The organism is Kutzneria sp. NPDC052558 (assembly GCF_044547355.1).
Taxonomy (GTDB): Bacteria; Actinomycetota; Actinomycetes; order Mycobacteriales; family Pseudonocardiaceae; genus Kutzneria.
On record NZ_JBIUAG010000002.1, the window covers coordinates 644,532 to 659,169 of the forward strand.

Sequence of the window (14,638 nt, forward strand, 5' to 3'; positions counted from 1 at the left end):
TCAGCGGCGGCCGGAGAGGTCGTTCCACCGTGCCACCGCGTCCGCCCCGGCGGCGTCGCCGGCCTCCCGCAGCCCGGTGATCACGCCGTCGACGTCGGCGGCGGAGCGGTTCTGGCTGAGCTTGAACTTGGCCTCGACCCGCTTGATCGTCACCTCCACGCCGACGATGGCCCGCAGCTGCCCGGCGACAAACTGCTCCGGGGCGTCGTCGACCGACCAGGGGTGCGGACGGGAGCGCTCATGCCGGTCGGTGAGCTCTCGCACGAGATTGCCGACCCAGGACGGATCGTCGTGCACGGTGAGCGTGCCGTGGACGTGCGCGGCCAGGTAGTTCCAGGTCGGCACGACCCGCCCGTGCTCGGCCTTCGAGGCGTACCAGGCGGGCGTGATGTACGAGTCCGGCCCGCGGGCGATCACCAGCGCGTCGCCGATGATCTCCTGGCACCAATGGTCGTTGTTGCGGGCCAAATGCCCGCGCAGGACGCCGCGCTCCCGGTCGTAGACGAACGGCAGCATGGTGGCGACCAAGCCGTTGGAGGTCATGGTGACCAGGTCGGCGGCCCCGTGGTTGGCCAGCAGCTCGTGGACGGCCTCGTCATCGGGCGCGAAGTGCGCGGGCACGTACATCCGTCAATCCTCACACGGCAGGTGGGCCAGCTTGTCGGGATTTATCACCCGGCGGTACGCGGTGATCAGGCCGTCGACCAGCTGCACGGTGTCGACCGAGTAGACCCGGCCGTCGCGGTGGAACACCAGCGCCAGCTCGCCGCCGACCTCGGCGAACTCGATCCGGTCGGGCCGCCACTGCCGGCCGACCCGCACCATCACCTCGGCCACCCGCTCGCCGCCCTCGATGAGCTTGCGCGCGGCGAAGGCCTTGCCGCCGCCGTCGGTGACGTAGACGGCGTCGGGGTGCAGCAGCTTGACCAGGCCGGCCAGGTCGCCGGCCTGGTAGGCGGCTCGGAACGCCGTCAGCAGGCGTGCCCGCTCGGCCGGCGTCGCCCGGGGCTCGGCGGTCCGGGCGTCGGCCACCCGCCGCCGGGCCCGCGAGGCGAGCTGCCGGGCCGCCGGCGTGGTGACGTCCAGGACCTCGGCGATCCGGGCGAACGCCAGCTCGAACACGTCGTGCAGCACGAAGGCGACCCGCTCGGGCGGGCTCAGCTCCTCCATGATCAGCAGCATCGCCGAGGTCACGGACTCGTCGACCAGCACCGGCTCGGCCGCGTCGGCCCCGGTCAGCAGCGGCTCCGGCAGCCACGGCCCGACGTAGGTCTCGCGGCGGACCCGGGCGCTGCGCAGGATGTCGTAGGACCGCCGCGCCGACACCGTCACCAGCCAGGCCCGCAGGTCCTCCACCTCGCCGAGGTCCGCGCCGGCGGCCCGCAGCCACACGTCCTGCACCACGTCCTCGGCGTCGGCCACGCTGCCGAGCAGCCGGTAGGCCACGCCGAAGACCGCGGGCCGGTGCGTCTCCCAGTCGGCGCCGAGCAACGCGGCTCCCTTCCGTTCGGTCGACGGAGCCCAGCGTAGACAGCCATCCGAGCAAGCCTCAGACGTCGGCGCGGACGATCGCCTTGCCCGGCTTGACCCGGTTGGCCGGATCGAACGCCTTGGCCGCCTCGGCCAGCGGCCACACGTCGCCGACCGACACGGTGAGCCGCCCGTCCCGCACCCGCTGGGCGAGGTCGGCCAGCCGAGCCCGGTCGGGCTCGACGACAAAAAACACGGCCCGACCGTCCGCCGGCTTCACCGTGGGCGGGGCGGCGATGGTGACCAGCGTGCCGCCGGGGCGCACCAGCGCCGCCGACCGGTCCAGGATCTCCCCGCCGAGCACGTCGAACACCAGGTCGACCTGGCCGATGTCGGCCAGCTGCGAGATCTCCACGAAGACGTCGGCCCGGGCCCGCGCCCGGTCGTGGGCCCGGCCGGTGCCGATCACCCGCGCGCCGGCCTCCCGGGCCAGCTGGGCGGCGATCGAGCCGACGCCGCCGGCCACGCCGTGGATCAGCACGGTCTGCCCGGCGGTCAGGCGGCCGTGGTCGAAAAGGCCCTGCCAGGCCGTGAGCCCGGCGATCGGCAGCGCCGCCGCCAGCGTGTGGTCGATGTCGGCCGGCAGCGGGGCGAGGTTGCGGGCCTCCACCGCCACGTACTCGGCCAGCGTGCCGTTGCGGGTCCAGTCGGCCAGGCCGAACACCCGCTGGCCCACGGTCAGGCCGGTGGTGCCGTAGCCCAGCTCCACGACCTCGCCGGACAGCTCGTGCCCGGGCACGGTCGGCGTGCGGTCCCGCCCGGCACGGTCGGTCCAGGTGCCCGGCCAGTCCAGCTCGCCGGGCGTGAACCCGGCCGCGTGCACCCGTACGACGACGTCGTTCTCGGCGGCGTGCGGATGGGGCAGGTCCACAAGGGACAGTCCCGATTCCCGGTCCCGGGCGACGATGGCGCGCATCTGACGATCCTTCCTGGCGCGGTGTGGGTCGCCAGGGAGACGAGGCGGCACGGCCGAACGTGACCGGATCAGGGCAACACGATGTCGATGATCCGGGTGAGATCCGTCTCGCTCGGCCCGCGGCCGGTCAGCAGGAAGGCGTGCATGATCATCGCCGGCCCGATGTGCGCGGCCAGCGGGTGCAGCGCGCCGGGCGCGACCTCGCCGGCCCGCTCGGCGTCGGCCAGGATCGACTCGATCACCTGGAGCCGGGGCCGCACGATCGCCTCGACGAAGGTGTCCCGCAGGGTCTCGTCGCCCAGCAGCCCGGTGATCACGGCCAGGCCGGGGAAGTCGGTCTCGCCGGCGAACACCCCGCACAGCTTGGCGAACACCGCCCGCAGGTTCTCCCGGGCCGACCGCTCCCGGTCGATGTCCGCCATCGGCGGCATGACGTGGCGCACGGCGTCGAGCACCAGGGCCTGCCGGGTCGACCACCGTCGGTACACGGCGGCCTTGCCGGTGCGGGCCCGGGCGGCGACGCCCTCCATGGTAAGCCGGCCGTAGCCGACCTCGACCAGTTCCGCCAGCGTCGCCTGGTAGAGGGCGTCTTCCAGTTCCTGGCCGCGGCGGCGGGAGCGGACGGTTTCGGAGCTCACCACTCGATAGTAGACGTTGACGTTCACTACCCACAGGACTACGCTCCGTCACAGTGAACGTCTACGTCTACTAACTGGGGTGAGTTTCGGTGCCCGAGCACGAGTTGATGGACTTCGACGCCCTCTACCAGGGCAAATCCGTGCAGATGAACGACGACGGCCCGACCGTGGAGATCATTCCGTGGCAGCTGGACGGCCCGCAGCCGCTGGTCGTCGAGCTGGTCGAGGCCGGCGAGTTCACCGGCCCGGTCCTGGAGATCGGCTGCGGCCTCGGCGACAACGCCCTCTACCTGGCCGAGCAGGGCCTCAAGGTGACGGCCGTGGACGCCGCACCCACGGCGATCGAGCAGAACCGGGCCAAGGCCGCCGCCCGCGGGGCCGACGTCACCTTCGCGGTGGCCGACGCGACCGTGCTCGACGGCGTCGGCGACGGCTTCGCCAGCGCCCTGGACTCAGCCCTGATGCACTGCCTGGACGCCGACCAGCGCCGCGCCTACCTGGCCGCCCTGCACGACCGCTGCCGGCCCGGCGCCCGCCTGCACATCCTGTGCTTCCCGCCGGCCATCGGCGACTTCTTCCCGCTGGGGGCCGAGACCGACGAGGCCAGCCTGCGCCGCGACCTCGGCGAGCACTGGCGGGTCGAGCGCATGGAGATCCGCCGCTACACCACGGCCTTCACCAAGGACCAGTGGCAGACCATGGTCCCCAACTCCGAGGTCGAGTCCGACGACGATGGCCGCATCCTGCTCCCGATCTGGCAGATCACCGCGGTCAACTCCTGACCGCCGCGGGTCGTCACCGCTCGCTCAGGCCGTGGGGCCGAGCAGGGCGATGGCGGCCCGCACCGCCGTCTCGGTGACGTCGGTGACCTTCCCGCCGGCCTCGACCGTGCTGGCCATCAGCTCCCGCAGGCCGCCCAGCAGCACGATGGCCATCGGGCGCGGCACCCGCCTGATGCCCACGGCCCGCAGTTCCTCGGCGTCGGTGAGGGCCTGCACCAGCGTCACGAACTTCTCCATCAGGTCCCGCTGGAGGTCGCGGCCCAGCGTGCCCAGCGCGGGCACGTCGCGGATCCAGCTGCGGGTGACCGCGCGCTCGGTGTCGGCGCAGGCCAGCCAGGTCTCGACGGCCTGCCGGACCTGGGCGGTCCACGGCGCGGACGGGTCCACGGCCGCCGCGATCAGCCGGATCATCTCGTCGTTGGCCTCGGTGATCAGGGCCACGAAGCAGGTCTCCTTGCTGGAGAAGTGCTCGTAGAAGGTGCGCCGCGAGGTCCTGGCTGCGCGCACGATGTCGGCCACCGTCGTGTCCTGGTAGCCGCGCTCCTCGATCGAGGCCGACAGCCCGCCCAGCAGCCGCCGCCGGAAGTCCGTCGGAACCGTCGTTGTCGTCATCGCCGCCAGCCTCCCTTGAACTCCGGTGGTACACCAGCGTACCGTGACTTCGGTACGGAGGCGTACCGCATTGGAGGCCCGGTCCCGTGACGACTCTGCTCCCGCCCGGCCCGACCACCCACCGCCTCGTGCAGGCCGTCTCGGCGCTGACCCGGCCGCAGCGCGGCATGCGCCAGGCCCGCGCCCGCTACGGCGACGCCTTCACCATCAACTCCCCGATCTTCGGCCGGGCGCTGGTGATCAGCGACTCCGCCGAGATCAAGCAGCTGTTCCAGGCCGGCCCGGAGATCGCCGACAACGTGGAGCCCAACCTGGGCCGGGTGCTCGGGCCGGGCTCGCTGTTCGCGCTGTCCGGGGACGAGCACCGCAAGCAGCGCAAGCTGCTGGTGCCCCCGTTCCACGGCCGCCGCCTCGCGGCGTACGAGCAGATCATGGTGGACGAGACCGTCCGCGAGTTCGCCTCGTGGCCCGAGGGCGTCGAGTTCGCCACCATGCCGTCGATGATGCGGATCACCATCAACATCATCCTGCGCGCGGTGTTCGGGGCCGAGGGCGAGGAGTTCGACCAGCTGCGGGACCTGCTGCCGCGCTGGGTCAAGCTCGGCTCGCTGCTGGCCGTGCTGCCGGTGCCCACGGCCGACTGGGGCCGGTGGAGCCCGTGGGGCCGGTTCAAGATCATGCGCCGCGAGTACAACGAGATCGTGGCACGCCTGATCGCCAAGGCGCACAAGGGCGGCGGCCTCGACGAGCGGGAGGACATCCTGGCGTTGATGCTCCAGGCCCGCTACGACGACGGCACGCCGATGAGCCACCGCGACATCGCCGACCAGCTGCTCACCCTGCTCACCGCCGGCCACGAGACCACGGCCACCACCCTGGCCTGGGCGGTCGAGCGGCTGCGCCGGCACCCGGACGTGCTGGCCGCGCTGCACGAGGAGGAGCTGGCCGGCGGCAAAGCCTTGCGGGAGGCCACGATCCTGGAGGTCCAGCGGGCAAGACCGGTGATCGACATGGTCGGCCGCAAGATCAGGGCCGACGACGTCCGGCTCGGCCGCTGGACCCTGCCGCGGGGCATCACCGTGCTGGCCAGCATCGCCCTGATCCACGACGACGAGACCGTCTTCCCGCATCCCGAACGGTTCCACCCGCAGCGCTTCGTCGCCGCGAAACCCGATCTGTACCAGTGGATCCCGTTCGGCGGCGGCAGCCGCCGCTGCCTGGGCGCCGCGTTCGCGACCATGGAGATGAACGTGGTCCTGCGCACCCTGCTGCGCGAGTTCGACCTGACCCCCACGGCCGAGCCGGACGAGGCCTGGCACAACCGGGGCATCGCCAACGCCCCGGCCAAAGGCGGCCTAGCCGTCGTCCATCGACGCCACTGAGAGGACCCGAGGATGCCTCGCAAGCTCCCCCGGCTCACCGGCCGGCCCGTGATGATCACCGGCGCCGCCTCCGGCATCGGCCGCGGCCTGGCGGTGCGGCTGAACCGGCTCGGCTCGCCGGTGGCCATCGCCGACGTGGACGAGACCGGCCTCAAGCAGACCGCCGCGTCGCTGCGGGGCCAGGTGCTGACCCGCGTGCTCGACGTCCGGGACGCGGCCGACCAGCGCCGGTTCGCCGACGAGGTGCGGGACTGGCTGCCCGGCCCGCTGGCGGCGGTGTTCAACAACGCCGGCGTCGCGCTGTCGGCCACCGTGCTCGACGGCGACCCGGCCGACGAGCAGTGGCTCCAGGACATCAACCTCAACGGGGTTGTCCACGGCACCAAGGCTTTCCTGCCGATCCTGGTCGAGCAGGACGAGGGCGTCGTCGTGAACACCTCCAGCGTGTTCGGCCTGGCCGGCATCCCGTACCAGAGCGCCTACTGCGCGGCCAAGTTCGCGGTGCGCGGGTTCACCGACTCGCTGCGCCACGAGCTGCGCGGCACCGGCGTCAGCGCGGTCGCCGTGCACCCGGGCGGCATCAAGACGAACATCGTCCGAAATGGACGGATGCGCCAGGACCCCGATGGCCGCGACCGCAGCGAGGCGGAGATCGTGAAGTCCTTCGACGCCATCGCCATGACCACGCCGGAGCAGGCCGCGCGGATCATCCACCGGGGCGTGGAGGCCGGCAAGGCCCGGGTGCTGGTGGGGCCGGACGCGTACTTCTTCGACGCCGTCACCCGGATCGCACCCACCCACTACTACGACGTGATCAGCCGGATCGCCGACCGCTTCGGGAGCAACCGTGGCCAGTGACCACCTCGATGTGCTGATCGTCGGCGCCGGCCTGTCCGGCATCGGCGCCGCCCACCACATCCAGTCCGCCTTTCCCCACCGCACCTACGCGATCCTGGAGTCGCGGGCGGCTTTGGGCGGCACCTGGGATCTGTTCCGCTATCCGGGCGTGCGGTCGGACTCGGACATGCAGACCCTCGGCTACCGGTTCCGGCCGTGGACCCAGGCCAAGTCCCTGGCCGACGGCCCGTCGATCCTCCAGTACGTCAAGGACACCGCCGCCGAGGCCGGCATCGACCGGCACATCCGCTACGGCCACCGGGTCACCGCGGCCAGTTGGTCTACAAAGGACGCGCTGTGGACGGTCGAGGCCGAGCACGACGGCCAAGCCGTGCGGCTGACCGCGCGGCTGCTGTACGTGTGCACCGGCTACTACCACTACGACGGCGGCTACTCCCCGGCCTTCCCCGGCATCGAGCGGTTCGGCGGCAAGGTGATCCACCCGCAGCAGTGGCCGGAGGACCTGGACTACGCCGGCAAGAACGTCGTGGTCATCGGCAGCGGGGCCACCGCGGTCACGCTCGTGCCGGCCATGGCCGACAAGGCCGGGCACGTCACCATGCTCCAGCGCTCCCCCACCTACATCATCTCCCAGCCGGGCGTGGACAAGGTCGCCCTGCGGCTGCGCCGACTGCTGGGCAACCGCCTGGGCTACGCGGCCGCGCGGTGGAAGAACGTGGCCGTCTCCACCTTGCTGTACCAGCTCAGCCAGCGCCGCCCGAACGTCATTCGCAAGATCATCCGGAACGCGACGGTCAAGCTGCTGCCGCCCGGCTACGACGTCGACACCCACTTCCGGCCCCGCTACAACCCGTGGGACCAGCGGCTGTGCCTGGTGCCGGACGGCGACCTGTTCCGGGCCATCCGGCACGGCAAGGCCTCGGTGGCCACCGACGAGATCGCCGAGTTCACCGACTCCACGGTCAAGTTGCGCTCCGGGGCCGAGCTGCCGGCCGACATCGTGGTGACGGCCACCGGCCTGCGGCTGCTGGTCTTCGGCGGCATCCGGTTCACCGTGGACGAGCGGGAGATCAAGCTGCCGGAAACCATGGCGTACAAGGGCTTGATGCTCAGTGGGATGCCGAACTTCGTCTACACCATCGGCTACACCAACGCCTCGTGGACACTCAAGGCCGACCTGGTCAGCGAGTTCACCGTGCGGCTGCTCAAGCACATGGACGCCAACGGCTTCCGGCAGGTGGCGCCGGTCAACAACGATCCCGGGATCGCCGAGCGGCCGCTGCTGGACTTCCAGGCCGGCTACGTCCAGCGCTCGGTGCACGAGTTCCCGCGCGCCGGGTCGCGCCGGCCGTGGCAGCTGGGCATGAGCTACGCCAACGACGTGCTCCTGCTGCGCCACGGCCGGATCGACGACGGCACCCTCCGGTTCGGTTAGGGGATCAGGCCCACCACTTGTGGTACAGGGCGTCTCCGCCGCCGATGACGAAGGTGTCGATGCGGTTGAAGCCCCACGACACCGCGCCCGGTCCGGTCAGCAGGCCGCCGCCCAGGGACTCCCAGCCGGACCAGCCGCCGTCGAACCACTTGTGGTACATGGCGTTGTCGGTGCCGCGGACGAAGATGTCCAACCGCCCGGCGGCCCAGGACGACGCGCCCGGTCCCGAGGTCAGGACCCCGCCCAGGGACTCCCAGCCGGACCAGGCGCCGTCGAACCACTTGTGATACAAGGCGTTTCCGCCGCCACCGACGAAGACGTCGATACGCCCGGAGCTCCAGGAGACGGCCGCCGGGTAGGTCGTGAGGCCGCCGCCGAGCGACTCCCAGCCCGACCAGCCGCCCTGGAACCACTTGTGGTACAAGGCGTTGTCGCCACCACGGGCGAAGACGTCCAGCCGCCCAGCTGCCCACGACGAGACCGCCGGCGCCGAGGTCAGGACCCCGCCGAGCGACTCCCAACCGGACCAGCCGCCCTGGAACCACTTGTGGTACAGGGCGTTGTCGCCGCCCCGCACGAACAGGTCGATCCGGCCGTTGCCCCAGGAGACGGCGGCCGGGGCCGAGGTCGCGAAGCCGCCCAGGGACTCCCAGCCCGACCACGTTCCGTCGAACCACTTGTGGTAGACGGCATTGTCGGTGCCGATGGCGAACACGTCCAGCCGGCCGCTCGCCCAGGAGGACACGACCGGCGACGAGATGAGCGTGCCGCCGAGCGACTCCCAGCCCGACCACACCATGGGTGTCGCGACATCGCCGGCCGCCAGCGGTCTCAGGCCGGTCAGCGCTTCCGTGGCCGCATAGGACTTCGCGGGCGCGGCGGCCGCCGGCACCGGACTGGTCACGACCGCGAGCAACAGCAGCGCGGCCACCAGGATTCGGGATTTTGCCATGCGTTTTCCCCTGTTCGTTCAGCGGAAACAAGGCAGGAATCCCGAACGTAACCAGTGGATCACTCGCGAACAACCGCCGGGCAGCGCAGGACCGACGCCGGTGGCCCGGACGAAGGGCATTACCGCCCGGGGTCATCGCCGACTACGACGAACGCGGCCGGCTTCGACGGCCGGGCCGGCCGCTCCTTCGACGACAGCGGGCCGACAGGTGGTCGCCGGTCACCCCGCGCCGCGTCCGAGTGATGCGGAACACCTATTCCGCAGGGAACAGGATCGCGGACACTCCAGTTCGACCGGATGAGTGCACCACCATGACCTGGAGGAAGCCCATGCCCATCAAGGCATTGCGCTACAGCGAGTACGGCGGCCCCGAAGTGCTGCGCCTCGTCGACGTCGAGACCCCCGAGCCCGGCCCCGGCCAGGTTCGCGTGGCCGTGCGGGCGGCGGGCGTCAACCCGCGTGACGCCAAGCTGCGCGCCGGCCGCTACGCCCAGGAGCCGCTGGCCGCCCCGGCCGGGCTCGGCATGGAGCTGGCCGGCGCCATCGACGCCGTCGGCCCGGACGTGACCACCTGGGCGATCGGCCAGCCGGTGTTCGGCCGCTCCGCCACCCGCGACGCCGTCGCCACCCATGCCCTGTCCCCGGCCGACGACCTCGTGGCCAAGCCGGACTGGCTGACCTTTGCCCAGGCCGCGGCACTGCCGATCGCCGTCGAGACCGCCTACCGCGGGCTGGCCCAGCTCGGCGTCGAGGCCGGCCGGACGCTGCTCATCCACGCCGCCGCCGGCGGTGTCGGCCTGGTCGCCACCCAGCTGGCGCTGCTGCGCGGGCTGACCGTCGTCGGCACCGTCAGCCCGGCCAACCGGGAGGCCTACGCCAAGCTCGGCGGCATCCCCGTCGACTATGCCGCCGACGGACTGGCCGACCGGATCCGGGCCGCCGCGCCGACCGTCGATTACGTGCTCGACGCCTACGGCCACGGCCTGCTGGGCCTGTCCGTCGAGCTGACCGGCGATCCCGCCCGCGTCGTCACGATGGCCGACCCGACCGCCGCCGACCACGGCGTGCACCTGTCGATCGAGTCGTTCCCCATCCCCGAGGTGATGGCCGAGGTGCTGCCGCTGATCGAGGCCGGCCGGGTCGTGCTGCCGGTGGAGGCGACGTTCCCGCTGGCCGACGCCGCGGCCGCGTACCGGCGGGTGGAGACCGGCCACCGCCAGGGCAAGATCGTCATCACCGTGTGAAACCCGGTGGCGCCCGCCGGGGCCATCGACCACAGTGGCCCCATGCGGGATCCCCTCGCCGGCTACGTGCGCGGGCCGGCGGCCGCCACCGAGGCGACCGCCGTCGCCCTGGCGCGCGCCGCCGACGCCGAGATCGTCGTGCTGGTGGAGGGGGTCAGCGACCAGATCGCCGTCGAGACCCTCGCGCCCCGCCTCGGCCTCGACCTGGCCGCCGCCGGCATCGCCGTCCTGCCCACCGGCGGCGCGCACGCCATCGGCCGCTATCTCCGGCAGTTCGCCACCGCCCGGTCAGCCGTGCTGTGCGACGCCGGCGAGGCCCACCTCATCCACCACGGGTTGGCCCAGCTCGGCGTCTTCGTCTGCGATCACGACCTGGAGGACGAGCTCATCCGCGCCGCCGGCCTCCCCCTCGTGGAAGAAGCCCTTGCCGCGCACGGTGATCTCGCCGCCTTCCGCATCATCCAACGCCAACCCGCCTGGCGCGGCCGCCCGGAAGCCGCCCAGCTCCGCCGATTCCTCGCCGCCGGCGCCCAGCGCAAGCTCCGCTACGCCCGCCTGCTGACCGAGGCCATCCCCCTCGACCGCATGCCCCGACCGCTGACCTCACTGCTCCACCGTGTGTCCACTAAGGACTGATTCGCACCGGAAGGTTATACAGGCCACGGGTGATCGGGCTGGGCCACCATCGCAGTGAATCCGGATCCACGGCCAGCTCCAGACCGGGCAGGCGGCGCAACATGGTCCCGATGGCGATCTCCCCCTCGATCCGGGCCAGCGCCGCGCCGATGCAGATGTGCGGGCCGAGACCGAAGGCGACGTGGCGCTGCCGGCGGCCGAGCACGAACTCCGTCGGCCGGTCGAAGCGGGCCGGGTCGCGGTTGGCGGCCAGGACCGACACCAGCACGGGATCGCCGGGCTCGATCCGCTGGCCGCCGATCTCGACCGGCGCGGTGGGAAAGCGCCAGGTGGCGTTCTGCAAGGGGCTGTGCAGGCGGAGGGTCTCCTCGATGACCTCGGCCAGCACGCCGGGATCGGTGCGGGCCCGGTCGGCGTGCTCGGGGTGGGTGAGCAGGGCCAGGGCCGCGCTGCCGATCAGGCCGACGGTGGTCTCGTGGCCGCCGATGAGGATGAGGAACGCCGTGGAGGTGACCTCGTCGGCGGTGAGCTCGCCCCGCTCCTGCTGGGCGATGAGGTCGCTGACCAGGTCCGGCCCCGGATTCCGCCGCTTGCCCTCCACCAGCGCGCGGACCAGGACCTCGAGGGCGTCGGTGGCCTCCCGGACGAGGCTGCCGTCGGTGTCGTCGCTGCTGTCGATCACCAGCGCCCAGTGGTGCAGCTCCTCGCGACCGGACTCGGGCACGCCGAGCAGATCGCAGATCACGGCCATCGGCAGCGGATAGGCCAGCTCGACCACCAGGTCGCCGTGCCCGCGCTCGGCGATGCGGTCGAGCAGCTGGACCGTCAGCCGCTCGGCGTGCTCCCGCACCGGACGGATCCGCCGCGGGGTGAACGCGCCGGTCACGGCCCTGCGCAGGCGCGCGTGGTCCGCGCCGTCCCGGTTGATCACGCTGGCCACCAGGCCGGGCCGGTGGTCCAGCGGCAGGCCCATCTCCGAGCGTCGCCACCGTTCGTCGGCCAGCTCGGGGTTCTTGGCCAGGGCCGGGTGCCGCAGCGCCTCGACGGCGTCGTCGTAACGGGTGATCAGCCAGGCCGAGGCCCCGCCGGGGAAGTCGACCCGGTGCACCGGGGAGTGGGCGCGGAGCCAGTCGTAGGCGGGCGAGGGGTCGGCGTCGAAAGCCGGCCCGAACAGTGGAGGCGCGGACATACGGACCAGAGTGCCAGCTGAGCAGGGGTCACGGAGGCGGAACGGCCAAGGCACGGCGGGCGGCGGCAGCCAGGGCCTCGGGCGAGGTCACCACGGCGGCGATGTGGCCGTCGGGACGGAGCAGCCAGGTCTCCCCCGGCCGGATGTCGAGAACGTCCGGTGGTAGGCGGAGCGTGCGGACCGGGGCGGCCGGATCGACCTCGTCGACGGTGAGGGCGAGCAGGCCGTCGCGGACCAGCTGGCGGAGCCTGGTCACCTCCGGGCGGCCAGGCAGCGTGAACGGCATGTCCGGCACGAGGACGCCGACGGGCCGGTCGGGGGCCGGGGTGGTGAGCGGGGAATCGCGGTAGCAGAAGGGTTCGGCGAACCTGCCGCTGTCCACGCGGGCCCGGGCGTCGGCGGCCCCGACGGCCTCGTCGAGGACACGGCGGCGTTCCGCCCGCTCGGCTTCGGTCTGCGGCACCAGAAAACGCATGGTGGCACTGGTGATCGCCAGGTTTTCCCGGGCCGCCGCCAGGCGTTCGGCGTCGTAGCTGTCCAGCAGCGCCTCGGGGGCCCAGCCGCGCAGCACAAAAGCCAGCTTCCAGGCGGCGTTCTCGGCGTCGGCGACGCCGGAGTTGAGGCCACGGGCCCCGAACGGGGCGACCAGGTGGGCGCAGTCGCCGGCCAGCAGCACCCGGCCCACCCGCATCCGGTCCACACACCGGCTGTGGAAGCGGTAGACCGACTTCCACACCAGCTCGTACGGCCGGTCCCCGACGACCTGCCGGATCCGGGCGTCGACCGCCGCGTCGTCCGGATCGAGGCCGGCCGGGATCTGCCAGTCGATGCGGAACGTGGAGTCGGGGCACGGGTGGATCAGCACCTGCCGGCCGGGATTCCAGGACGGGTCGAAATGGAAGCGTCGCTCGGTTTCCCAACCGGGCAGGTCGGCCCGGATGTCGCAGATCAGGAACCGGTCATCGAAGCTCTGCCCCTCGAAGCCCACGCCCAGCAGCTTGCGCACCCGGTCGCCGCGGGCCCCGGCGGCGGCAACGGCGTAGGACGCCCGGATCCGCGTGCCGTCAAGACAAGTCAGCATCACCGCGTCAGCGTCCTGATCGATGCCCGCAACCTCGTGCCCCCAGCGGACGTCGATCAGCGGCTCGGCGGCGATCAGCTCGTCCAGCACCCGTTCGGTGTGGCCCTGGGAGATGTTGACGAACGCCGGCAGCGGGGACCGTCCGGGATCCACGAAGGACCAACTGAACAGCTCCCGGTCCCGGTAGAACGTGCGGGCGGTCGTCCACATGAGACCATCGTCGGCCAACCGCCCGGCCCCGACGGCCGACCAGATGTCCAGCACGTCACGCTGCTGGCAGATCGCCTTGGAGCCGACACCGTCCCGGGCCGGCCGGGAATCCAGCAGCACCACCGGAATCCCCCATCGCGCCAGCAGCAGCGCGGTGGTCTGGCCGACCGGGCCGTTGCCGATGACCGCGACCGGCGAGCTCATCCCTGCAACACGTCCCAGACCTCGCGGTCCCGCTCGGCGGTCCAGATCCGCGGCCAGTCGACGCCGTCGAACTCGTCCCACAGCCGTTGCACGTCGAACGGCAGGCAGTGCTCGAAGATCGGCCACGCGCCGAACTTCGGGGCCAGCGCGGCATGAGTGGCCTCGAACGCCTCCTTGACCGTGCCGCCCCGGCGGTGCACCTCGCCGACCTTCTCCCGCATCACCAGGAGAAACGACCGCGTCTGCTCGATCGCCGCGTCCACGGCGGCACGGCCGCGCGTGACGCCGCCGCGGCCGCCGATGAGCACCTCCGCGCCGAACTCCTTGACCCGGTCCAGAGTCCCGGTCGACCAGTCGGTGTGGAAGGCGTCGCCGGTGTAGAGCGCGGCCTCGGCCTCGACCAGGTCGCCGGCGAACAGCACCTTGGACCGCGGCAGCCAGGCCACGATGTCGCCGGCGGTGTGGCCGCGTCCGCAGTACTGGAGCACCAGCTCGCCGCGGTCGCCGCCGAGCTGGATGGTCATCGAGTCGCCGAACGTCACGTCGGGCCAGGTCAGGCCGGGCACCGACGCCGGCTCGCGGAACAGCCGTGGCATACGGCCGAACTCGCTGTCCCAGTCCTGCTGCCCGCGCTCGGCGATCAGCTTGCGCGTGTTGTCGTGGGTGACGATGACGTCGGCGTCGAAGGCGGACGCGCCGAGCACCCGAACGGCGTGGTAGTGCGAGAGCACGAGGTAGCGGACCGGTTTGTCGGTGTGCTCACGCAGCCGGTCCAGCCAGCCGCGGGCGGCGACCGGGGTGGCGCGGGCCTCGAAGGCCACCAGGAAGTCCTCCCCCTCGATCGCGCCCACGTTGGGATCGCCCTCGGCGGTCAGGGCGTAGACGCCGTCGGCGACGACGTCCAGGGTCTCGGTCTTGTCGCCGAGGTCGGCCGACGAGGCGAACGGCTTGGCCATGGCAGTCCTTCCG

At 72.1% G+C, this 14,638-nt stretch carries 15 protein-coding genes; 6 read left to right on the forward strand and 9 right to left on the reverse strand.

The window, feature by feature from the left end:
• The 4 genes from ACIG5F_RS06120 to ACIG5F_RS06135 all read right to left on the reverse strand — a co-directional run bounded on the left by ACIG5F_RS06120 (position 1) and on the right by ACIG5F_RS06135 (position 3,084).
• The gene (locus ACIG5F_RS06120) at positions 1–627 is read right to left on the reverse strand and encodes an FMN-binding negative transcriptional regulator (RefSeq protein ID WP_396516301.1); all 627 of its coding nucleotides are present in this window, start codon (positions 625–627) and stop codon (positions 1–3) included.
• Between the two features lie 3 nt (positions 628–630).
• Positions 631–1,491, reverse strand: a complete 861-nt coding sequence (sigJ, locus tag ACIG5F_RS06125; RefSeq protein WP_396516302.1) for an RNA polymerase sigma factor SigJ — start codon at positions 1,489–1,491, stop codon at positions 631–633.
• Positions 1,492–1,549: 58 nt separating this feature from the next.
• Positions 1,550–2,446 carry an NADP-dependent oxidoreductase gene (locus tag ACIG5F_RS06130; protein WP_396516303.1) on the reverse strand — a complete coding sequence of 299 codons (897 nt, stop codon included), beginning with the start codon at positions 2,444–2,446 and terminating at the stop codon, positions 1,550–1,552.
• Between the two features lie 68 nt (positions 2,447–2,514).
• Positions 2,515–3,084: a TetR/AcrR family transcriptional regulator gene (locus ACIG5F_RS06135; protein ID WP_396516304.1), complete on the reverse strand. Its 570-nt coding sequence runs from the start codon at positions 3,082–3,084 to the stop codon at positions 2,515–2,517.
• An 89-nt stretch (positions 3,085–3,173) separates the two neighbouring features.
• On the opposite strand from ACIG5F_RS06135, the gene ACIG5F_RS06140 reads away from it, so the two are divergent.
• Positions 3,174–3,866 carry a class I SAM-dependent methyltransferase gene (locus ACIG5F_RS06140; protein WP_396516305.1) on the forward strand — a complete coding sequence of 231 codons (693 nt, stop codon included), beginning with the start codon at positions 3,174–3,176 and terminating at the stop codon, positions 3,864–3,866.
• Positions 3,867–3,890: 24 nt separating this feature from the next.
• On the opposite strand, the gene ACIG5F_RS06145 is transcribed toward ACIG5F_RS06140, so the two are convergent.
• Positions 3,891–4,478: a TetR/AcrR family transcriptional regulator gene (locus tag ACIG5F_RS06145; protein WP_396516306.1), complete on the reverse strand. Its 588-nt coding sequence runs from the start codon at positions 4,476–4,478 to the stop codon at positions 3,891–3,893.
• An 86-nt stretch (positions 4,479–4,564) separates the two neighbouring features.
• On the opposite strand from ACIG5F_RS06145, the gene ACIG5F_RS06150 reads away from it, so the two are divergent.
• The 3 genes from ACIG5F_RS06150 to ACIG5F_RS06160 are packed head-to-tail and all read left to right on the forward strand — an operon-like array spanning position 4,565 to position 8,153.
• Positions 4,565–5,860: a cytochrome P450 gene (locus tag ACIG5F_RS06150; protein WP_396516307.1), complete on the forward strand. Its 1,296-nt coding sequence runs from the start codon at positions 4,565–4,567 to the stop codon at positions 5,858–5,860.
• Positions 5,861–5,872: 12 nt separating this feature from the next.
• Complete coding sequence (locus ACIG5F_RS06155; RefSeq protein WP_396516308.1) at positions 5,873–6,718, forward strand: SDR family NAD(P)-dependent oxidoreductase; 846 nt, start codon at positions 5,873–5,875, stop codon at positions 6,716–6,718.
• Positions 6,708–8,153, forward strand: coding sequence for a flavin-containing monooxygenase (locus ACIG5F_RS06160; protein WP_396516309.1), 1,446 nt, complete (start codon positions 6,708–6,710; stop codon positions 8,151–8,153). The genes ACIG5F_RS06155 and ACIG5F_RS06160 overlap by 11 nt, the downstream gene beginning before the upstream one ends.
• Positions 8,154–8,157: 4 nt before the next feature.
• On the opposite strand, the gene ACIG5F_RS06165 is transcribed toward ACIG5F_RS06160, so the two are convergent.
• Entirely contained in the window at positions 8,158–9,105 is a 948-nt protein-coding gene (locus tag ACIG5F_RS06165; RefSeq protein ID WP_396516310.1) for a carbohydrate-binding protein, read from the reverse strand.
• 311 nt (positions 9,106–9,416) lie between these two features.
• Between ACIG5F_RS06165 and ACIG5F_RS06170 the strand changes: the two genes are divergently transcribed.
• Positions 9,417–10,349 (forward strand): NADP-dependent oxidoreductase, encoded by a 933-nt coding sequence (locus ACIG5F_RS06170; protein ID WP_396516311.1) that lies wholly within the window; start codon positions 9,417–9,419, stop codon positions 10,347–10,349.
• Between the two features lie 42 nt (positions 10,350–10,391).
• A complete protein-coding gene (locus ACIG5F_RS06175; RefSeq protein WP_396516312.1) occupies positions 10,392–10,985 on the forward strand; it encodes a TOPRIM nucleotidyl transferase/hydrolase domain-containing protein in 594 nt (197 codons plus the stop codon).
• Here the strand turns inward: ACIG5F_RS06175 and ACIG5F_RS06180 are convergent.
• From ACIG5F_RS06180 to ACIG5F_RS06190, 3 genes are read right to left on the reverse strand one after another with little or no spacing between them, the layout of a single operon-like run.
• Positions 10,975–12,174: a cytochrome P450 gene (locus ACIG5F_RS06180; RefSeq protein WP_396516313.1), complete on the reverse strand. Its 1,200-nt coding sequence runs from the start codon at positions 12,172–12,174 to the stop codon at positions 10,975–10,977. The genes ACIG5F_RS06175 and ACIG5F_RS06180 overlap by 11 nt on opposite strands.
• A 28-nt stretch (positions 12,175–12,202) precedes the next feature.
• Positions 12,203–13,669, reverse strand: coding sequence for an FAD-dependent monooxygenase (locus ACIG5F_RS06185; protein WP_396516314.1), 1,467 nt, complete (start codon positions 13,667–13,669; stop codon positions 12,203–12,205).
• Entirely contained in the window at positions 13,666–14,625 is a 960-nt protein-coding gene (locus tag ACIG5F_RS06190; RefSeq protein ID WP_396516315.1) for an MBL fold metallo-hydrolase, read from the reverse strand. The genes ACIG5F_RS06185 and ACIG5F_RS06190 overlap by 4 nt, the downstream gene beginning before the upstream one ends.
• Positions 14,626–14,638 lie beyond the last annotated feature (13 nt).